Here is a 16,975-nt window from a genome sequence, read left to right on the forward strand (position 1 = left end):
ACTGCCAGGCTTTTTTTATTACATAACTAATGTATTTAATGTTTTGTTTTTTTGTATTAAATAACAAAACAAGATATTTTAAGACAGATTTGTTTTATCAACTCTGTTTTTAAAATCGATTTTGGTGTTGTGTAAATAGCATATTCTTAAATATAAATTTATGAGGAATTTATATTTGAACATTATAACAATATGTTTTTTGTTATTTTATGATAAAAGGATGTATGAATTTTTGAAAAACAAACAAGAAGTTTTAACTAGTTGTCGAACGTTTTGAATTTAGAATATTCAATTTACACAATATTAAGAATAACACTTTTTTTAGTTTTAGATTAAATTATTTCATAAATATTTTTTAACATAGATATTAAGTATAATATAAAAATATAATTTTAATCAAAATTTGATTAAAAAATATAAGGATAAAAATGTCAAAAAAAAGAAAAATAGGTATAAGTATTTTTTTGTTATTTTCTATTGGAGTTATAATAACAGCAACTACTATATCAGTACTTAATAAAAATTCAAATAATTTTGTTGACGATTCAATTCCACCTGTTGAACCAGATCCAGTTCCTCCAGTTGAACCAGAAATTCCAACTCCAAATCCAGAACCAACCCCTTCAAAATATAATTTAAATCTAATAGCATCTACTTCAGATTTAAATTTACATTACGATCCAAAAACTCAAATAATCACAGACAGCACAGACAAACAAGTAAATAACTCATTAACAAATTCGTTAAAAACAGCATACATAACTATTGAAAAATATATAAATTTATTTATAGAACATTTAAAAACATTAAATAATATAGAAACTTTAAACATAAATGACGCTTCTACAAAATTTAATATTAAAAATCTTTTAAAAAAAAATCTTTGTTTAAAAAAGGTCAGTTTAATTAATATAAATAATTTTAATATGGAAACCGTTATGAAACAATATGATGGTTTTGATGGTTTTAAAGTAGTATTAGAAAATCTTGACAATAAAAACGATAGATATACCGTAACTTTTAAAAATAAAGTTGAATTAGATTCAAACAAAGAAGCATTTATTAGTTCAACTTTTGATCAAGATTTCAATTTTTCTATTAATTGAAAAACTAGCAAAGAGTGAAACGATTATTTAAATAACCAATTAGTAACGACAGAATTCAAAAACTTTTCTAATTTTTTAAATAAAAATGTAGCATCTATTGAATTAGAAATTCTACCAACTCAACCAACTCAACAAATGATTGATAATATTGATCAATTATATGTTCAAAAAACCATTTATCAAATGATGGCTAAAAATACCGCTGATTCTATTAAAAAATCAAAAGGATGATATCCTGGAAAAGATTTTGATATAAATTCATTCAGCAATATTAACTGAGGTTATATTAACGGTGACCTAATTGGTAGATGAGAACAAAATCCATTAATGATGGGTTGAGATCAATATACTGGAATTATGTCAACTTCTGGTCGTGGATCTAATTATTGAATTTCAGAAGTTGATGGAGAAAACAATGAACTTCATGAACCTAATTCAGTACTTAATATATTTAACATTTTAGGTTTATTTGGAAGTAATTATTATCAAGGTATGCCTTTTGAAAATAGTTTAAATTCTTATAAGCTTCCAGCCACTACTCAAAATAAAGTTTTGGGTTCAATATATAACCAACAAGTAGTTGATAAATTACAAAAAAATAAAAACTACAAAGGAATGAACACAGATGCTTCTGTATTATCACCTACTGGTCTTATTGGTTTAATGACTATGAATTCATACTTAATTCCAGAACAAGCAAACGGCATAAGTTATATTGGAAATAATTGAAACTTTTTTGGACTTAACATTAATGGGGCTAACGATGGAACTTCAATTAATGCAACACAAAAAGCAGAAGTTTCAAAGAATATAAATAAACTAGCTAACGATATTTTTGAAATGTATGATGTTTTTAATTTAAATCATATTGATTTTGATTATGAATATCCAACTGGAGCTCAATGAGATTTTAAGTTAAGTTCATATGTCGATTTAGTTGAAAAAGTTAGAAAAAAACTCTATTACTTATCTGTATTAAAAGGTAGAAAAATGTATGTTTCTATGGCTGGTTCAGTGAATATGATGGGTGGATGAGGAAACAATATAAATAGATTAGCTGATCTTTGCGATTATTTAAATATCATGACTTATGACATGACAAGATCAAGTAGTAAATTAACTGGATATAATTCTCAATTATTTAAATTAAGTTCAAAAGAAGCAGGAGATATTATAAATTCTAGCAATTCAACAGTTAATCTTGAAAACAGAACTTCTAAATTATTAACTGGTGTTAACAAAATAGATACAATAAGCAAGTCAAACACGCCAATTTCTTCTTCAAGTTCTTCATGAACTCAAACTTCGATTGAATCGTGAATAAACACATTGATTAGTTGAGGCATTGATTCTAAAAAAATAATTATAGGCAATGCTTCATATATGTATACATGAGATATTTCTTCTAATAAAAATGGTCCACTATCAGATAGAAATCTTGTAGGAGCTTTCACAAATGGTAAAAAAACTTCTGATTCTGATGAAAATAGAGGAATCGAAGGGTTCTTAGAAGATATTTATGCAAATAAAATAAAAGTATATTTCAATCCTTATCTTGGAGCTAATCATATGATTGCAGAAAACGGAAATAAATATTTAACTTCTGATTTTGTTTCTTCAATATTAGCCAAAAGAGAATTCATCAAACAAAAAAATCTAGCTGGAATGATGGTTTGAACTTTAAATTCACAAAGAATATTAAAAAAAGGAACAAACATGAAATATGATATTTCATTAGTGAGTGATCCGACTAAGTTAATAAAAAACTTTCCAATACTTTCAGCTTCTACTGGAAAATATACAAATCAACAAATTTTCGAGGCAATCGGCCCTTATTTAGCTCCTAATTTTAAAGAATATTTTTTAAAATAATATTAAAATTAATCTTTTTTTTTAAAAAAAAGTCTTTTGTACTATAATTATTCTCAATAAAAACTAAAAAGTAAGGATAAAAAATGAAAATAAAAAAGAAAAACTTAATTTTATTAGGCTCTACGTTTTTAGCAGGAGTTGTTTTAACAACCACTGCATTCACAGTAATTTCTAAAAATCAAAATAATGAATTATCTGTAAATAATAAAAAATCTTATTCGTCAATAAGAAACACAAAATCAATAAATGGCATTGATCCAAATACTAAATTCATTGCCGGACAAGTAGTTACTACTACAATTGATGGAGTTTCAAGAAAAGTTTATACTCCATTAGAAACTGAATTTAAGGACGTTATTAACTTATCAGAATTAAATTCTCAAAATACTTTACCAGAAGACATTTATTTCAATATTAATGTTCCTGCTGCGACTACTAATATTAACTTTGACAATGATGCAACTGCGACTGTCTCGCCTTCGCAAAAACAATTTTTTCAAAAAATTGTTAGAGTTGATTTTACAGGTTCTCAATGTTCTAAAATAACAGCAATTCGTGGTCTTCCAGAATTAAAAGAAATTGTATTTGTAAGTTCAATTTCAGATATGCTACCAAATTCAATGAGAAATAACCCAAAATTAGAAAAATTAACTAATTTTGAAAAAATTTGAATTTGAAACACTGGAATTGGCGACGGCATTTTCTATGGTTCAAATATTACGAACTTAAATAACTTACCTCCAAAATTAACTTATATTGGTAAAAGAACTTTTGGAAACATGCCAGGACTTAAAACAGTTGACTTATCGTATGCAACGATTTTAACATCTATTGGTGAAGGTGCGTTTGAATATAGTAATGTTGAACACTTCTATGCTCTTGAAAATTTAAACACATTGGGAGATGGCGCTTTCAAAAAACATCCTGATTCACCAAAAGGAGTTACTAAATATAATGTTAATTTACCCACAAAATTTATTAATGTTAATGATTTCATTAGATTAGGAATTCTTAAAGGTGATGGAACTGAATATAAACAAGGAGATACTCTTAAAAGAGATACTATTAATCTTTCATTTAATCAACAAAAAATTAATGAATTTATTGATAAAATTAACCCCGGAGAAGATGTAATGAGAGCCTTTGGTGCTCTTTCATTTAAACAAAAATCTGAATTTGTAAATGTAAGTTTAGATTCTGTTCCTGGTTTAACTGCTTTTGATGTACTTAGAAGTGTTGCTCTTGTTAAAGATCCAAAAACTAATGAAATTACTATTAGAGTATTTTTAAATAATATATTATACACAACAAATGATGCTAAAGAAACAAAATTTGAGAAGAAAGCATTTATTATTGATGTTCCCGAAGGAGCAGAACCCACTTATGCTAAAGGAAGTGTAACAAAAATTAAAAACGGAACAAGCTTTGCTTATGTTTACACTCCAACCGATAGAGAGTATGCTGCTGTTGATAATATTACAGAATTAATATCAGACCAAAATATTCCAGAAAACGTTTATTTTAATCTTGAGATTCCAAATTCAACAAATGCTGTTTATTTAGATAATAGTTCTGTAAACACTTCAAAACAATCTAATTTCCTTAATAAAATTGTTAGAGTTGATTTCTCTAAATCAAATTGTCCATGAATTAACATGATGCGTGATTTACCAGAATTAAAAGAAATTATATTTTCAGAAAAAATCAACAAAATATCTTGAGATTCAATTAAACAAAATCCAAAATTAGAAAATATAACTAATTTTGATTCAGTTCAAATTTCTGAACTTGGACAAGGTGTTTTTTATGGTTCAAATATTCCAATTATAAACAATATGCCTAATGGATTAACTTCTATTGGTAAATGAGCTTTTGGTAAAATGGCTAGTCTTAAAACAGTCGATTTATCTAATACTTCTGTTGTTTCTATAGGAGAAGGTGCATTCGAATATAATAATTTTGAACACTTCTATGCTCCTGAAACATTAACTACAATGGAAGGTAATGTTTTTACAAAAGATCCTGATTCACCATCTGCAAAAGGAATTAATAAATATCAAGTTAATTTACCTTCTAAATTTAATACTGTTGAAGAATTCATTAAATTAGGAATTGTTAAAGAAAATGGAGAACCTTATACAACAGCAGATAAGAGATTAGAACAAGAATATGTTTCTATATCTTTCAACAAAGCTAAAATTGAACAGTTCTTGAATAACAATAAAAATAAAACTATAGAAGAATTAAAAGATTTATTTAATAATTTACCATTTGCTTATAAATTATCAATGGTTGACGTTAAATTAAATAATCGTCCTCTTTCAAGAACTCTTGATTTAATTAGAACAGTTAATGCTGTTATAGATTCAAATACACAAGAATTAAATCTTGAAGTAAACTTGAATAGTTTATATACAAGTACTGATTCTAATGTAATTACTTTAGTAAAACCAAAAATCCCTCCAACGGTAACAGATAAAGTATCTATTGTTATTAATGAAAATAAATTTCAAGAAAAATTTGGTGAAGCCAAAGATGATAATTTATTCATTCAGGAATTTAATAATTTACCAATTGCTAACAAATTAGAATTATTCACTATTAATGGAACTACTAAACCTTCTTCTGAATTATTTGCTGATATAAAAGCAAAACTTATTTGAAATAAAATTCAATTTACTTTTACTACAAATCCAGGAATAATTATTCCAAATAATAAACTTGAAATTCCTGCAAACAATATTCATATTACAAATAATAATAGTAATAATACTGACAATACTGGAGTTATTGTTGGTTCAGTTATTGGTGTTTTATTAGCTATAGCATTAATTGCTGGAATTGTATATCTTGTTAGAAAAAGAAATAGCGAAGTAAATTAATTATTGAAAAATTTATATATTTTTAAGTTTACGAAACAAAATACATTGATAAAAATTAATGAAAAAGATAAAATCTAAGCTAAGTTTAATGGTCTTAGCCTTACCGAAAAAATTGATTTTGTTCCATGATTTATTATTGATGAAGATGTTACAAATGGCGGGTATGAAAATTTTAAAATTATTAGAAACGTTAAGGCATTTTTAAAAAAAATAATGAAATGTTTTTAAAAGCAGAGTTTAATAAATTGTTTAAATCTAATAATGACATAGTTATTTTGAAGAAGCGAATATTTATCCTCCGCAAAAAAATAGAACAACAAACCAAGCTGGAATTATTGCTGGTTCAGTTGTTGCCACCATTACAGTTACAGCTGTGGTTATTGGAATTGTCTTGTTCATGAAAAAAAGAAATAACAACAACAAAAACAATTCTAAATAATTTAAATTATCGTTAATACTTAAAATTGAAAATAAAAAATATGATTGTGGAAGAAGTACTTTCACTTTCATATTTTTTGTTGATCTTATCTATCAAGTTTTTTATACACAAGAATTGATTAATCAATAAAATATTTAAATGAAACATAATTTATACTTAATATTTTTAAAAAATTAATATATATGATTACATACTTTTTTTAAAAAAATAAGTAAAATAAATTTGAATAATATATTTTAAGTTTGTGAATTAACGAAGGAAGAAAAATGAAAAAATTAAACTCTAAGCTAGTTTTAGCAGGATTAACTGGAATTGCATTGACCTCTATTGTTGGGGGAACAATAGCATTAAATGTAAAAAATCAATCTATTATCAAAAAAACAAAAAAATCAGTAAATGAAATTACTTTGTCAGATGATAAAAATAATAAGACAATTAAAGAAATAACTTCTAATGTCCAACTAATCCCAGGTCAAGATGCATTTTTTAATTCTTCAGGGAAAACATACACTGTTTATACACTTGAACCTTCTGATTTTACAAATAAAGTTGAATTAGAAATAAATCTAAATTCTTTAAAAATCGAACAAAGAATAAATAATCCCGATATCTTTTTCAATGTTTTGGCTCCTAAGGAGACAAAAGGAACTACAAATGTTATTTCTAAATTGAAAAATAAAATCTGTAGACTTGATTTCTCGCAAGCAACTGGCGTTTCGATAAGTACTTTTATGAGTGGTGCAAAAAATTTAACCGAAGTTATATTTCCATCAGGAACTGGAAGTGAAATATTTCTAGGAGCATTTCAAAATGCAAAAAAATTAAAATCAATAAAAAATCTAGGATCTATTATAGATATTCCGCAATGAGCTTTTCAAAATACTGATTTAAGGTCAGTCAATTTATTAAATACTAAAATTGAAAGAATTGGTAATGAGGCATTTGCAGGAAATTCTAATCTTACAACATTTATTGCTCCTGATTCTTTAATGCAAATTGGTAATGCAGCATTTAGAGGAACTTTATTTAAAAGATCCACTATTAACTTGCCAGATAGATTTGTAAATCTAGAAACGTTTAATCGTTTAGAAATTAGTAATTGAAATGGTGGTTTATTTACTGAAAGAGATTTTATATCAAAACAAATTAATTTTAATTTTTCTGAAAGCAAAGTTATAGATTTTAAATACAAGAATAATAATTTATCTGAAAATGAATTAATGGCCAAGTTTAATAGTCTTAGCCTTACCGAAAGAATTGATTTTGTTCCATGATTCATTAACGATACAAGTATTCCAATTTATGGTGGATATGAAAATTTTCAAATAGTTAGAAACGTTGAAGCAGTATTAAAAAACAATCAAGTTGTTTTAAAAGCATCGTTAAATAAATTGTTTATGTCTGATAAATATATGATTAATTTTGATGGGGTGTATATTTCAGAACAAAACAATGGCGGAGAACAACCACAGCGAGAAATTATAACAATAGAACCTAATGTAAATAAACTTATTGAAATATATGGAAAAAACAAAGATTCTAATTCATTTGTTAAAGATTTTAATAGTCGTACAATTTATGAAAAACTAGAATTTTTTCAATTTCGGGGTGCAATTAAACAGCCGAGCGAAATATTTGACAATATAACTGCAGAATTTGTTTTTAATAATAATAAGGTTATATTTAATTTTTCTCCAAAATATGGAGTGAGCGTCTCACATGGTCCAGTAGAATTTTATGGAAACACTTCTTCAAATTCATATAATAAAACAAACCAAGCTGGAATTATTGCTGGTTCAGTTGTTGCTTCAATAGTGGTTATAGCTGCAATTATTGGGACTGTATTCTTTATAAAAAGAAGAAACAAGAGTGAATAATCACTAAATAATTTAAAATTTTTCAAAAAAGATTTTAAATTATTGTATAATATTTGGAATTTAAAATAAAAAATATGATTGTGGAAGAAGTACTTTCACTTTCATATTTTTTATTGATTTGATTCATCAAGTTTTTTTAATTTTAATAGATATTCATCTTTTGTTAAAACATTTGATTTATATAATTTAAATAAAATTTTCTTTTGGTTATCGATTTTCTCATATAGTTTTTCTTTATTAATAAAATCATATTCAATTTTATTGTAAATATTTCATTGTAAAACACCAAAAAATAAACATACAAAAATTGTGGAACAGAAAAAAAACGAAAATGTTATAGAAAAATTATTTATTATTTTTCAATTATTAGTTGGATATAGAAAAATCAAAAAATAAAAAATAAAACAAAGCCCTGTTATTATTGAAGGAATTAAAAAAGACAAGTTCAAAATTATTATTCTTTTTAAACTTATGTTTTTTCTATATTCTTCTTTATTTTTGATTAAATCAAAAATTTTAATAATTGCAAAAATTAATAATATAGGAAAAACAAAGATTAATCACCATCAATAAGTTATTTTTTTGAATCTAATTAGTTTTGAATAAAAATAATTATTATTCTGATTCATTATCGATTTCCTTTAATTTCTCTTCATATTCTTCCTTTGAAATAAGTCCTTCTTTTAATGAATCATGTAAAAATTCATATTTAAATTTTTTATTTATTCCCTTCAGTTTATCTTCGTATTCTTCTTCTGAAATGATTTTGTTTTCTAACAATTTATCCAAGTATTCACTTTCAGATGGTTCTTTTTCTTTTATTTTTTTAATTCTTAATTCACTATTTTCGCCTACTATATAAGCTCCATATATGTCTTCAAAACTATCCTTGCAAATTTTGACTAAATCAACGATTCCTCATATTATTGAAATTCCAGTAGGTCAAAGAAGTCAAAACAATATATTAGTTCCAATTTTACCTACATAAAATCTATGAACAGAAAAGAAAAAACAAACAACAAGAGTAGATTTTCTTTTTTCAGAAATTTTCACTTTACACCTCCGCACCAAATAATTATAAAAGATTCCAAATAAAAAAACAAAAAATTTGTTCCTTCTTATTGGGGTTATATTTTCTTAAGATAATTATATTCTTTTATTAACTCATTATTATTAGTGTTCTTTATTATTTTAGATAAGTGTTCCATTCTTTTATTTACTTTATCAAAGAAATTCCTATCTTTGTTTTTTAATAAAACAGGACCAAGAAAGAGATTCTTTTGAGAATAAATTACTGGAAGTAAAGATCTCTCAAAATGAATTATTTCATAATGTATATTATTATCTAAAACAACTATTTCATTTTTAATTTTATAATTAATTTTCATCATATATTTTCTTAATAAAAACATATTTGGATTATTAGATTGTAGTATGTAGTTTTTGGGTTTAAAAGAAACATTTGAAAGAATTTCAATTATAGTATTTGTTCCTAATCCACTTATGGTTATAAAATCAGGAATTTTATAAGGTTTATAATTTTTTAGACCATCATTTAATACAAATGAAATAGAGTCTTCTAATTCATGTTTTTTAACATTGGAAACACCAGCTTTTAATGGTTCTTCATTAATTTCAAAATTAATAACTTCTTTTGTTTTGTTTTTTTTAATTAAATCAATAGAAAGATAAGCATGATCAGAACCTATATCAAAAACAAGTTCAGAGTCATTTATTAAATTACTTATTTCTTTTATTCTTTTATTCATTTTTCAAGAATGATTTTAATTTCATAGATTTAGATGGGTGTTTTAATTTTCTTAATGATTTAGATTCTATTTGTCTTACTTTTTCTTTAGTTATTTTTAATCTCTTAGCAATTTCTTCAAGAGACATAGCTTTAGTATTGGTAGATAATCCAAATCTCATTCTAATTATTTCTTCTTCTTCTTCTGTAAGAACTTTTTGAAGCATTTCATCTATTTGTTCTATCATTAAGCCATGTTCTGTAAATTCAACAGGAGAAATAGAGTCGTTGTCTTCAACAAATAAAGCGAATTGTGATTCTTCATCATGTCCTACTGGTTTATCTAATGAAACAGGATCAATGTTGATTTTTTTAATGTAACTAACTTTTTTAGGCGTTATTCCAGCAACTTGACCACCCATTTCTTGAGATAACTCATCAACTGTAGGATTTCTTCCATAAAGCTGTATAAGCTTCTTTTCTGCCTTAATCATTTTATTGATAGTTTCAACCATGTGAACTGGTATTCTGATTATTCTAGCTTGATCAGCAATAGCTCTTGTAATAGCTTGTCTTATTCATCATGTTGAATAAGTACTGAATTTATTTTTAAGTTTGTAGTCGTACTTACTAATAGCCTTTAATAAACCTTGCGAACCTTCTTGAATAAGGTCTTCAAGATCAAGTCCTCTATTTAAATATTTCTTAGCAATAGAAGTAACAAGTCTTAAATTAGAAGTAAAGAATTGATTTGTTGCATATTTCTTTTCTTCTTCATCGCCCTCTAATAATAGTTTACCTAAATACATCTCTTGGTCAGTTTTAAGCATTTTAGAATCACCAAGTACTCCTAAGAATGATTTAATACCATCTTCAACTTTTTCATTAGTTGTAGTTTGGTAAGCATTTTTAGCAGTAATTGTTTTTTCAGTATCATCAATACCGAAATTAAGGTTTTTAGTTTCTTCTCTTTCTTTTTTCTCTTCTTCAGAAGGTTCAGAAATTATAATTTCATTCTCATCTAATGTTTTACAAATTTCAGCAAAATTATCATCAGTTAAATCTAAATGTTGAAAAGCTCTTTCAATCTTAGAAAAGTCTATTTGATTTTTTTGTCTTTTTTTCTTTTTTGCCTCATGAATTAAATTATTTAAAATTTCATCAGGAGATAAAAAATAATTGTTGTTTTTTGATAATGATTCTAATATGAATTTTGAAGAAATAGTTTCTTCATAATCTTTTGAAAAACTTAGATCAGAAATTTTTTCAACATCTTTTGATGGTTTTTTTGTTTTTGTTTTAACAGCAGTAGAAGATTTTGCTGTACCTAAAACTATAGAAGTTTTCTTCTTTTTCTGTTTTAGTTCAGAAACGTTTTCTACTTCTTTTGCTTTTTCAGTATCAACTTTTATATCTTTAACAATTTTAAGTTTAGTTGTTTTCTTCTTTTTTGTTAATAGTAGTGATTCATTTTTGTTGCTCATAACCCTTTTTGTTCCTTATTTAAGTTTCTTAATAATTATATTTCATTGAATATTCTTTTCATTAGTAAATGATAAATTATTAATAAATCTTTTGATTAATTCAGGATTAATTTCTTTTGAAGAATATAAACTAGCTATTTTATCGCCTTCTTTAATTTCATCATTATTTTTCTTATACAACTGTATTCCTGCTTCAAAATCAATATTATCAGCTTTTGTTAATCTACCAGCTCCCAATGAAGCACTTATCATTCCTATTTCGCTAGTTGATTTGAATTTTAGAAAACCAGATTCTGGAGAAATAATATCCAATTTATATTTTGGTTTTCAAAAATTTTTATTTATTAATAATTCTTTATTAGAACCTCTTGATTCTAAATAGTTTATTAATATATTTAAAGCTTTCTTAGATTCAATAACACTATTATACATATCAAAAGCTTCTTTTTCAGTTTCTGCTTTGTTAGTATCCATTAATATGTCTATAACAAAACTTGTAATTAGTTCTTCAAGATCTTTTGATTTTTCTTGATTATCTAAATAATTTATAGATTCTAGCACTTCATTTTTGTTGCCTATTTGTTTTCCTAGTGGCTGATCCATAGAAGTTAAATGAATAATTGTTTTTCTATTAAAATCTTTCGATATTTTTAAGATAATGTTACTTAATTCTTCTGCTTCTTCTACAGTTTTGCAAAAAGCGCCATCTCCTACTTTAATATCTAAAAAAATGTATTCTGAATTTATAGCTAATTTTTTAGACATAATACTACTTGCTATTAAAGCAAATGAGTCTACAGTTCCTGTAACATCTCTTAGAGCATACATTTTTTTATCAGCTGGCACAATATTTTCAGTTTGTAAAGCTAAGAACATTCCGTATTTATCAATGTTTTTTTGATGATCTTCGATATTTGAACTGGCATTAACTGATTCTAATTTATCTACTGTTCCACCAGTAAATCCTAAACCTCTACCAGACAATTTAGCAACATCATAACCAAGAGCTGATAAAATTGGAGTTAATATCAAACTAACTTTATCACCAACACCACCAGAACTATGCTTATCAACTATTATATTAAAAGAATTATTTGCTTTTACATTTATAGAAGTACCACTTTTTAACATTGCTTCTGTTAAATTATTTATTTCTTTTTGGTTTAATTCGTTTAAATATATTGCAGTCATTAGAGCAGAGGCTTGATAATCTGCTATATTGCCATTTGTATAATTTGAAACAAAAAAATCAATTTCATCTTTGCTAATTTCATTTTTTTTTAATTTCTTAATAATAATATCTATTATATTCATAAAACATCTCCTAAAAGATCAATCCTTAAAAATTATAAGGGAAAAAAACTAATAAATATTATTACTTTTAATACAAAAATTAACTCAATTTCTTTTTTAGTTCTAGAATAGAAATAAGTCCAAAAAAGAAAGTTTAAAAATGACAAAATTTAAGCGTTTGATCCTTTCGGGATCTGCAATTTTGGTGTGTAGTGCTTTTGTGTCTATAGCGTCTGTCGCGTGTTATAAAAATAATTATTCTAATAACAAAATAATCGGTACTAGTGATTTGTATTTAAATAATTCTACAAACCCAAACAACTTTGTTTTTAAAACTAATCAACACAATAATATAAATTTATCTAAATTAGCAGCAACTGTTAATATTAATACAATAAAATATATTTCTAAAGAAATAAATAATTTATCAAATTATAAAACTAATAATTCGATTTCGAATTTTCTTCATTGAATACAATCTCAAAAAATATTAGTTGTTAACTCAAGAATTCCTAATCCGAAGTGACCAGGAATTCCAACAACTGAACCTTCATCTAATATTGAAACAACAATCGAAAACAACTTTGTAATTGAAACACCTCAAATTACTCCATTTTTATATGCTTCAAATGAAAATGATACTTCACCAGGACTGGGAATGAAATTTGCTCTTCCTACGAATTCTGAAGATTTATTAAAATGAAATAAAGGAGAAATAATAGCAAATAAATCAGGTACTGATGTTTCATTGCCTCTATTTAATGCATTTAAATCATCTGCTAATTTAATTTTGTATTTATATCCTGATACTTCTAGCTGAATAAAATCTAATCCTTCAGAGCTTTCAAAAGCTCTAAATCCACTTTTAACAAGCGATTCGCAAAATCAAATAATTGCTTTATCGATTAAATCTGGTTTTGATGCTGAAAATTCAAATATTGGTATGTTGTATTTAATGTCAAGATTGCTTAATACTAAAAATATGAATTGAAGTTCTTCTTATAGTGGAAAATGGACTTCAAATCCTGTTGTTCAAGCAAACAACAATTTGAATCCTTTTAATAACACTCTTTCTAGCATTTGATTAAATGATAATAAATCAAATATAAGTCCAACTAATTTTATTAATTATGAAAAACAACTGAATGATATTTTTCCTTATTTATCGCTAAATATTAATCCATTTAATATTGATTGAAAATCAGATGGTTATATTGAAACTGATTCAAAATCTTCAATCCCAGTATTTCCATTTGCACAAAATTTATTAAAACCAATTAGTCAAAACAACAAAAAATCATTATCAACTTATTTTAATGCTGTTGATTTTTTATTAAGTTTAGGATTTATTCCAACATATACTACATATATACTTGATCCACATCAAGATAATAATTCAAAAGGAGTTTCTCTTCCTATTTATATAAAACAAGAATATCCAAATTTAATAGGAAATAAATCAAATCAAATAAGTCCTGTTAAGCAATCAACAACAGGAATATATCAACATCATATTGATCCGAACATAAATTGATTTATATCTGAAAAAATAAACACTGTATTTTCAGATGATTGATTAATGGGAAATGGTGCCATAAATGAACTTTATAATCATGGGAATAGTGTAGTTAATCACATTATTTATAATTCACAAGGTGATTACACTACTAATTCAGAAGTATTTTTTACAAAAAACAACAAATTAGCCAATTATGAATCTTCTGAAACATCTAATATTAATATTGAAGGTTTCATTCCTAAAAACTTATTAAATTTAAAAGGATATTATTCTCAAATAATAAAAGAACCAACAACGGGAATTAATTCTCAAAAAGGAAATTCAATAATATCAGTTTATAGAAATTTGCAATGATTTGCTAACCAAATTAACATGATAAAAAACAAAGATTTTCAAATACCTAATACTAACTTTAAATTCGTAAATAATTCAAATACAGGCATTAATGATTATGAATGAAACATTCAAAATAAAAAGATCACAAAAAACTAAATATAAATTATATTTTTTGTGATTCTTGTTATTCGGATTTTTGACAATTTTTTTCTTTTTTATAGGAATTTTTTATAATCCATCAAAAAATCAAATATTTATGATTTCTAATATAAGTTGAAACAATGTTTTGTTTCATTCACAGCTTATCTCAGAATTCGAAACATTAGTTTCTGGAATTAGTTTAGGAATAGTTGGTGTTTCTTTGCAAGCTATAACTGGAAACAAATTAGCAGGTCCAACTTCATTAGGTTTTTTTCCAGCAATTTTAACTGGTGTATATATAACAATTATTTTATTCTCTAAAACAAACATTATTTTCTTTAATACTATATATGCAAAGCTTATATTTAGTTTTTTAATAGGATTTGTTTTATTAACTATTAATTTTTTATTAACAAAAAAATTAAATAGAACAAGAAATGGATATTCAACTATATTATTAGGTTTTGGTTTAGGTGTTTTATTAATAATAATTTGTCATATATTGACTAATCTTTATTTGCCCATTAGAACAAGTCCTTATAGAGTTGAAAATTTATTTGGTAATGTTGATCATGTCAATGTTTCTAACAAAGTTTTTTATGTTTGCATTTTTATTAATTTATTTAGTTCAATATTTATATTATCTTTATCTAGTTATTTAAATATAGTCAACAAAGACGTATTATTAGCTAAATCATTAGGAATTAAAATAGATTTTTTATATTGAGCTGTTGGTATGTTAATTCTTATATCTGTATCATCGTCTTTTTTGATGATAGGAAATATAGCTCTTTTATCTATGGTTATTCCAAAAATAAGTCAAAAAGCACTTAAAAATTCTAATATACTTTTAGTTTCTTTATTGTCTGGTTTATTTGGTTCTTTTGTTCTTAATTTTTCATATTTAATAACAAGTGTTTATCAAAATTTATCACTTAACCTTATTCCGGTTATTATTTCATTTCCTTTATTTTTTATATTAATAAGGAGAAGTAATGACTAAAATTAGATATAGATTAACAAAAAATGATTTTTATTATAAAAAATTTATTAAAGATATTTTAATCATCTCTTTTTTAATTATTTCTTGTTTAATTTTTGTTTTAATTACATTATCGATTTTTCCTGTAAATAAAACAGAAAATCTCTCAATAATCGAAAATATAAATATTGAATGAATATATAACAAAACTAAAATAATAAGTATTTTAGTAGGTTGTGGAAGTTTAGGGTTTAGTTCTTTCTTAATTCAAAGAGTCAGCAAAAATAAACTAGCTGATACTAATATATTAGGGATATCAGCCAGCAATGCAGTTGTTATGATCATATTATTTTCATTAGGTGTTGGCGATTTTGTTCTTTTTAAATATTTAAGCCCGATAATAGTAATCGTGGTTTCTATTTTAATTACACTTTTAATATATTACATGGGTTTTAAAAAAAATAAACAACATTCGATGAAAATAATAATAACGGGAATAGTTATTAACTTTTTGATGATTGCAGTTGGTAATACATTTTCAAATTCAACAATGGCTAATAATCCAATTTTTGAGGCGATGCCATATTTAATTGGACAATTACCTATTCCTTCGGTTGGAAATTATGAAATTTATTTTGCATTAATTTTGTTTGTCATTTCTACAATTTGATTTTTATTGATAAATAAAAGATTTGTTTATTCTGAAATGAATTATGAAATATCTAAATTAGTTAATGCAAAACCATCATCAACACAATTACAAATAATGATAATCTCTGCGTTGCTAAGTTCAGCTTCATTTATATTGATAGGCAACATTTCTTTCTTAGGAATTTTTTCAGCAAACATTACTTTCTTATTAATAAATAGTAAAAAAAGTTCTTCATTTTTAATATCAATTTTCACTTCAATTCTTATAAGTTTGATTTCGAATTTTTTAGTTTCAAATTGTTTTTACAACATTTTTTTAAAAAATTCTTATCTAATAGCACTTATTTCAGGGCTTTTTATGGCAGTTGCAGTAATATTTTTTAAAAAAAAGAGTTCATTACAATATAATAAATAAAGTAAAAAAATTATTTTATAAAATAAAATTAAGGAAATAAAAAATGAGTAATTTCATGAATAAAATTAAAAACGTTTTTGCAAAACCATCAAAAGATAGCAAACCTGCTAACAAAAAAGATTGCAAAACAACAAAATGCGAAAAGAAAGAAACTGCTAAATCTACAGAACAAAAAGAAGATAAAGCAAACGCAACTAACAAATAATTATTTAAATAAAGCAACCTTTTTGG

At 24.7% G+C, this 16,975-nt stretch carries 13 protein-coding genes; 7 read left to right on the forward strand and 6 right to left on the reverse strand.

Features of this window, described 5'->3' with window-relative positions; all coding sequences use genetic code 4:
- The first annotated feature begins 428 nt into the window (after positions 1–428).
- Both AC27EK_RS00115 and AC27EK_RS00120 read left to right on the forward strand, forming a co-directional pair.
- Positions 429–2,978, forward strand: coding sequence for a glycosyl hydrolase family 18 protein (locus AC27EK_RS00115; protein ID WP_487231340.1), 2,550 nt, complete (start codon positions 429–431; stop codon positions 2,976–2,978).
- 83 nt (positions 2,979–3,061) lie between these two features.
- Positions 3,062–5,860: a leucine-rich repeat domain-containing protein gene (locus tag AC27EK_RS00120; protein WP_487231341.1), complete on the forward strand. Its 2,799-nt coding sequence runs from the start codon at positions 3,062–3,064 to the stop codon at positions 5,858–5,860.
- Positions 5,861–6,151: 291 nt separating this feature from the next.
- On the opposite strand, the gene AC27EK_RS00125 is transcribed toward AC27EK_RS00120, so the two are convergent.
- The gene (locus tag AC27EK_RS00125; RefSeq protein ID WP_487231342.1) at positions 6,152–6,370 is read right to left on the reverse strand and encodes a hypothetical protein; all 219 of its coding nucleotides are present in this window, start codon (positions 6,368–6,370) and stop codon (positions 6,152–6,154) included.
- A gap of 195 nt (positions 6,371–6,565) precedes the next feature.
- On the opposite strand from AC27EK_RS00125, the gene AC27EK_RS00130 reads away from it, so the two are divergent.
- Entirely contained in the window at positions 6,566–8,176 is a 1,611-nt protein-coding gene (locus tag AC27EK_RS00130; protein ID WP_487231343.1) for a leucine-rich repeat protein, read from the forward strand.
- Between the two features lie 110 nt (positions 8,177–8,286).
- Here AC27EK_RS00130 and AC27EK_RS00135 read toward each other — a convergent pair whose 3' ends face one another.
- From AC27EK_RS00135 to AC27EK_RS00155, 5 genes are all read right to left on the reverse strand, one after another.
- A complete protein-coding gene (locus tag AC27EK_RS00135) occupies positions 8,287–8,805 on the reverse strand; it encodes a hypothetical protein (protein ID WP_487231344.1) in 519 nt (172 codons plus the stop codon).
- Complete coding sequence (locus AC27EK_RS00140; RefSeq protein WP_487231345.1) at positions 8,792–9,229, reverse strand: TM2 domain-containing protein; 438 nt, start codon at positions 9,227–9,229, stop codon at positions 8,792–8,794. Before AC27EK_RS00140 ends, AC27EK_RS00135 begins: the two co-directional genes overlap by 14 nt.
- A 74-nt stretch (positions 9,230–9,303) precedes the next feature.
- Entirely contained in the window at positions 9,304–9,945 is a 642-nt protein-coding gene (locus tag AC27EK_RS00145; RefSeq protein ID WP_487231346.1) for a tRNA (adenine(22)-N(1))-methyltransferase, read from the reverse strand.
- Positions 9,938–11,407 carry a sigma-70 family RNA polymerase sigma factor gene (locus tag AC27EK_RS00150; protein WP_487231347.1) on the reverse strand — a complete coding sequence of 490 codons (1,470 nt, stop codon included), beginning with the start codon at positions 11,405–11,407 and terminating at the stop codon, positions 9,938–9,940. The genes AC27EK_RS00145 and AC27EK_RS00150 overlap by 8 nt, the downstream gene beginning before the upstream one ends.
- Before the next feature lie 15 nt (positions 11,408–11,422).
- Entirely contained in the window at positions 11,423–12,721 is a 1,299-nt protein-coding gene (locus AC27EK_RS00155; RefSeq protein ID WP_487231348.1) for a thymidine phosphorylase, read from the reverse strand.
- Between the two features lie 139 nt (positions 12,722–12,860).
- Here AC27EK_RS00155 and AC27EK_RS00160 point away from each other — a divergent pair, with 139 nt between their 5' ends.
- The 4 genes from AC27EK_RS00160 (at position 12,861) to AC27EK_RS00175 (ending at position 16,949) form a co-directional block, all read left to right on the forward strand.
- On the forward strand, positions 12,861–14,711 hold the full coding sequence (locus AC27EK_RS00160; protein WP_487231349.1) for a hypothetical protein: 1,851 nt from the start codon (positions 12,861–12,863) through the stop codon (positions 14,709–14,711).
- 100 nt (positions 14,712–14,811) lie between these two features.
- Positions 14,812–15,699 (forward strand): iron chelate uptake ABC transporter family permease subunit, encoded by an 888-nt coding sequence (locus AC27EK_RS00165; RefSeq protein ID WP_487231350.1) that lies wholly within the window; start codon positions 14,812–14,814, stop codon positions 15,697–15,699.
- Positions 15,692–16,744, forward strand: coding sequence for an iron chelate uptake ABC transporter family permease subunit (locus AC27EK_RS00170; protein WP_487231351.1), 1,053 nt, complete (start codon positions 15,692–15,694; stop codon positions 16,742–16,744). Before AC27EK_RS00165 ends, AC27EK_RS00170 begins: the two co-directional genes overlap by 8 nt.
- Positions 16,745–16,799: 55 nt before the next feature.
- Positions 16,800–16,949, forward strand: coding sequence for a hypothetical protein (locus AC27EK_RS00175; protein WP_487231352.1), 150 nt, complete (start codon positions 16,800–16,802; stop codon positions 16,947–16,949).
- The last annotated feature ends 26 nt before the right edge of the window (positions 16,950–16,975 follow it).

The sequence above is a fragment of the Ureaplasma rhincodontis genome, from assembly GCF_057537535.1.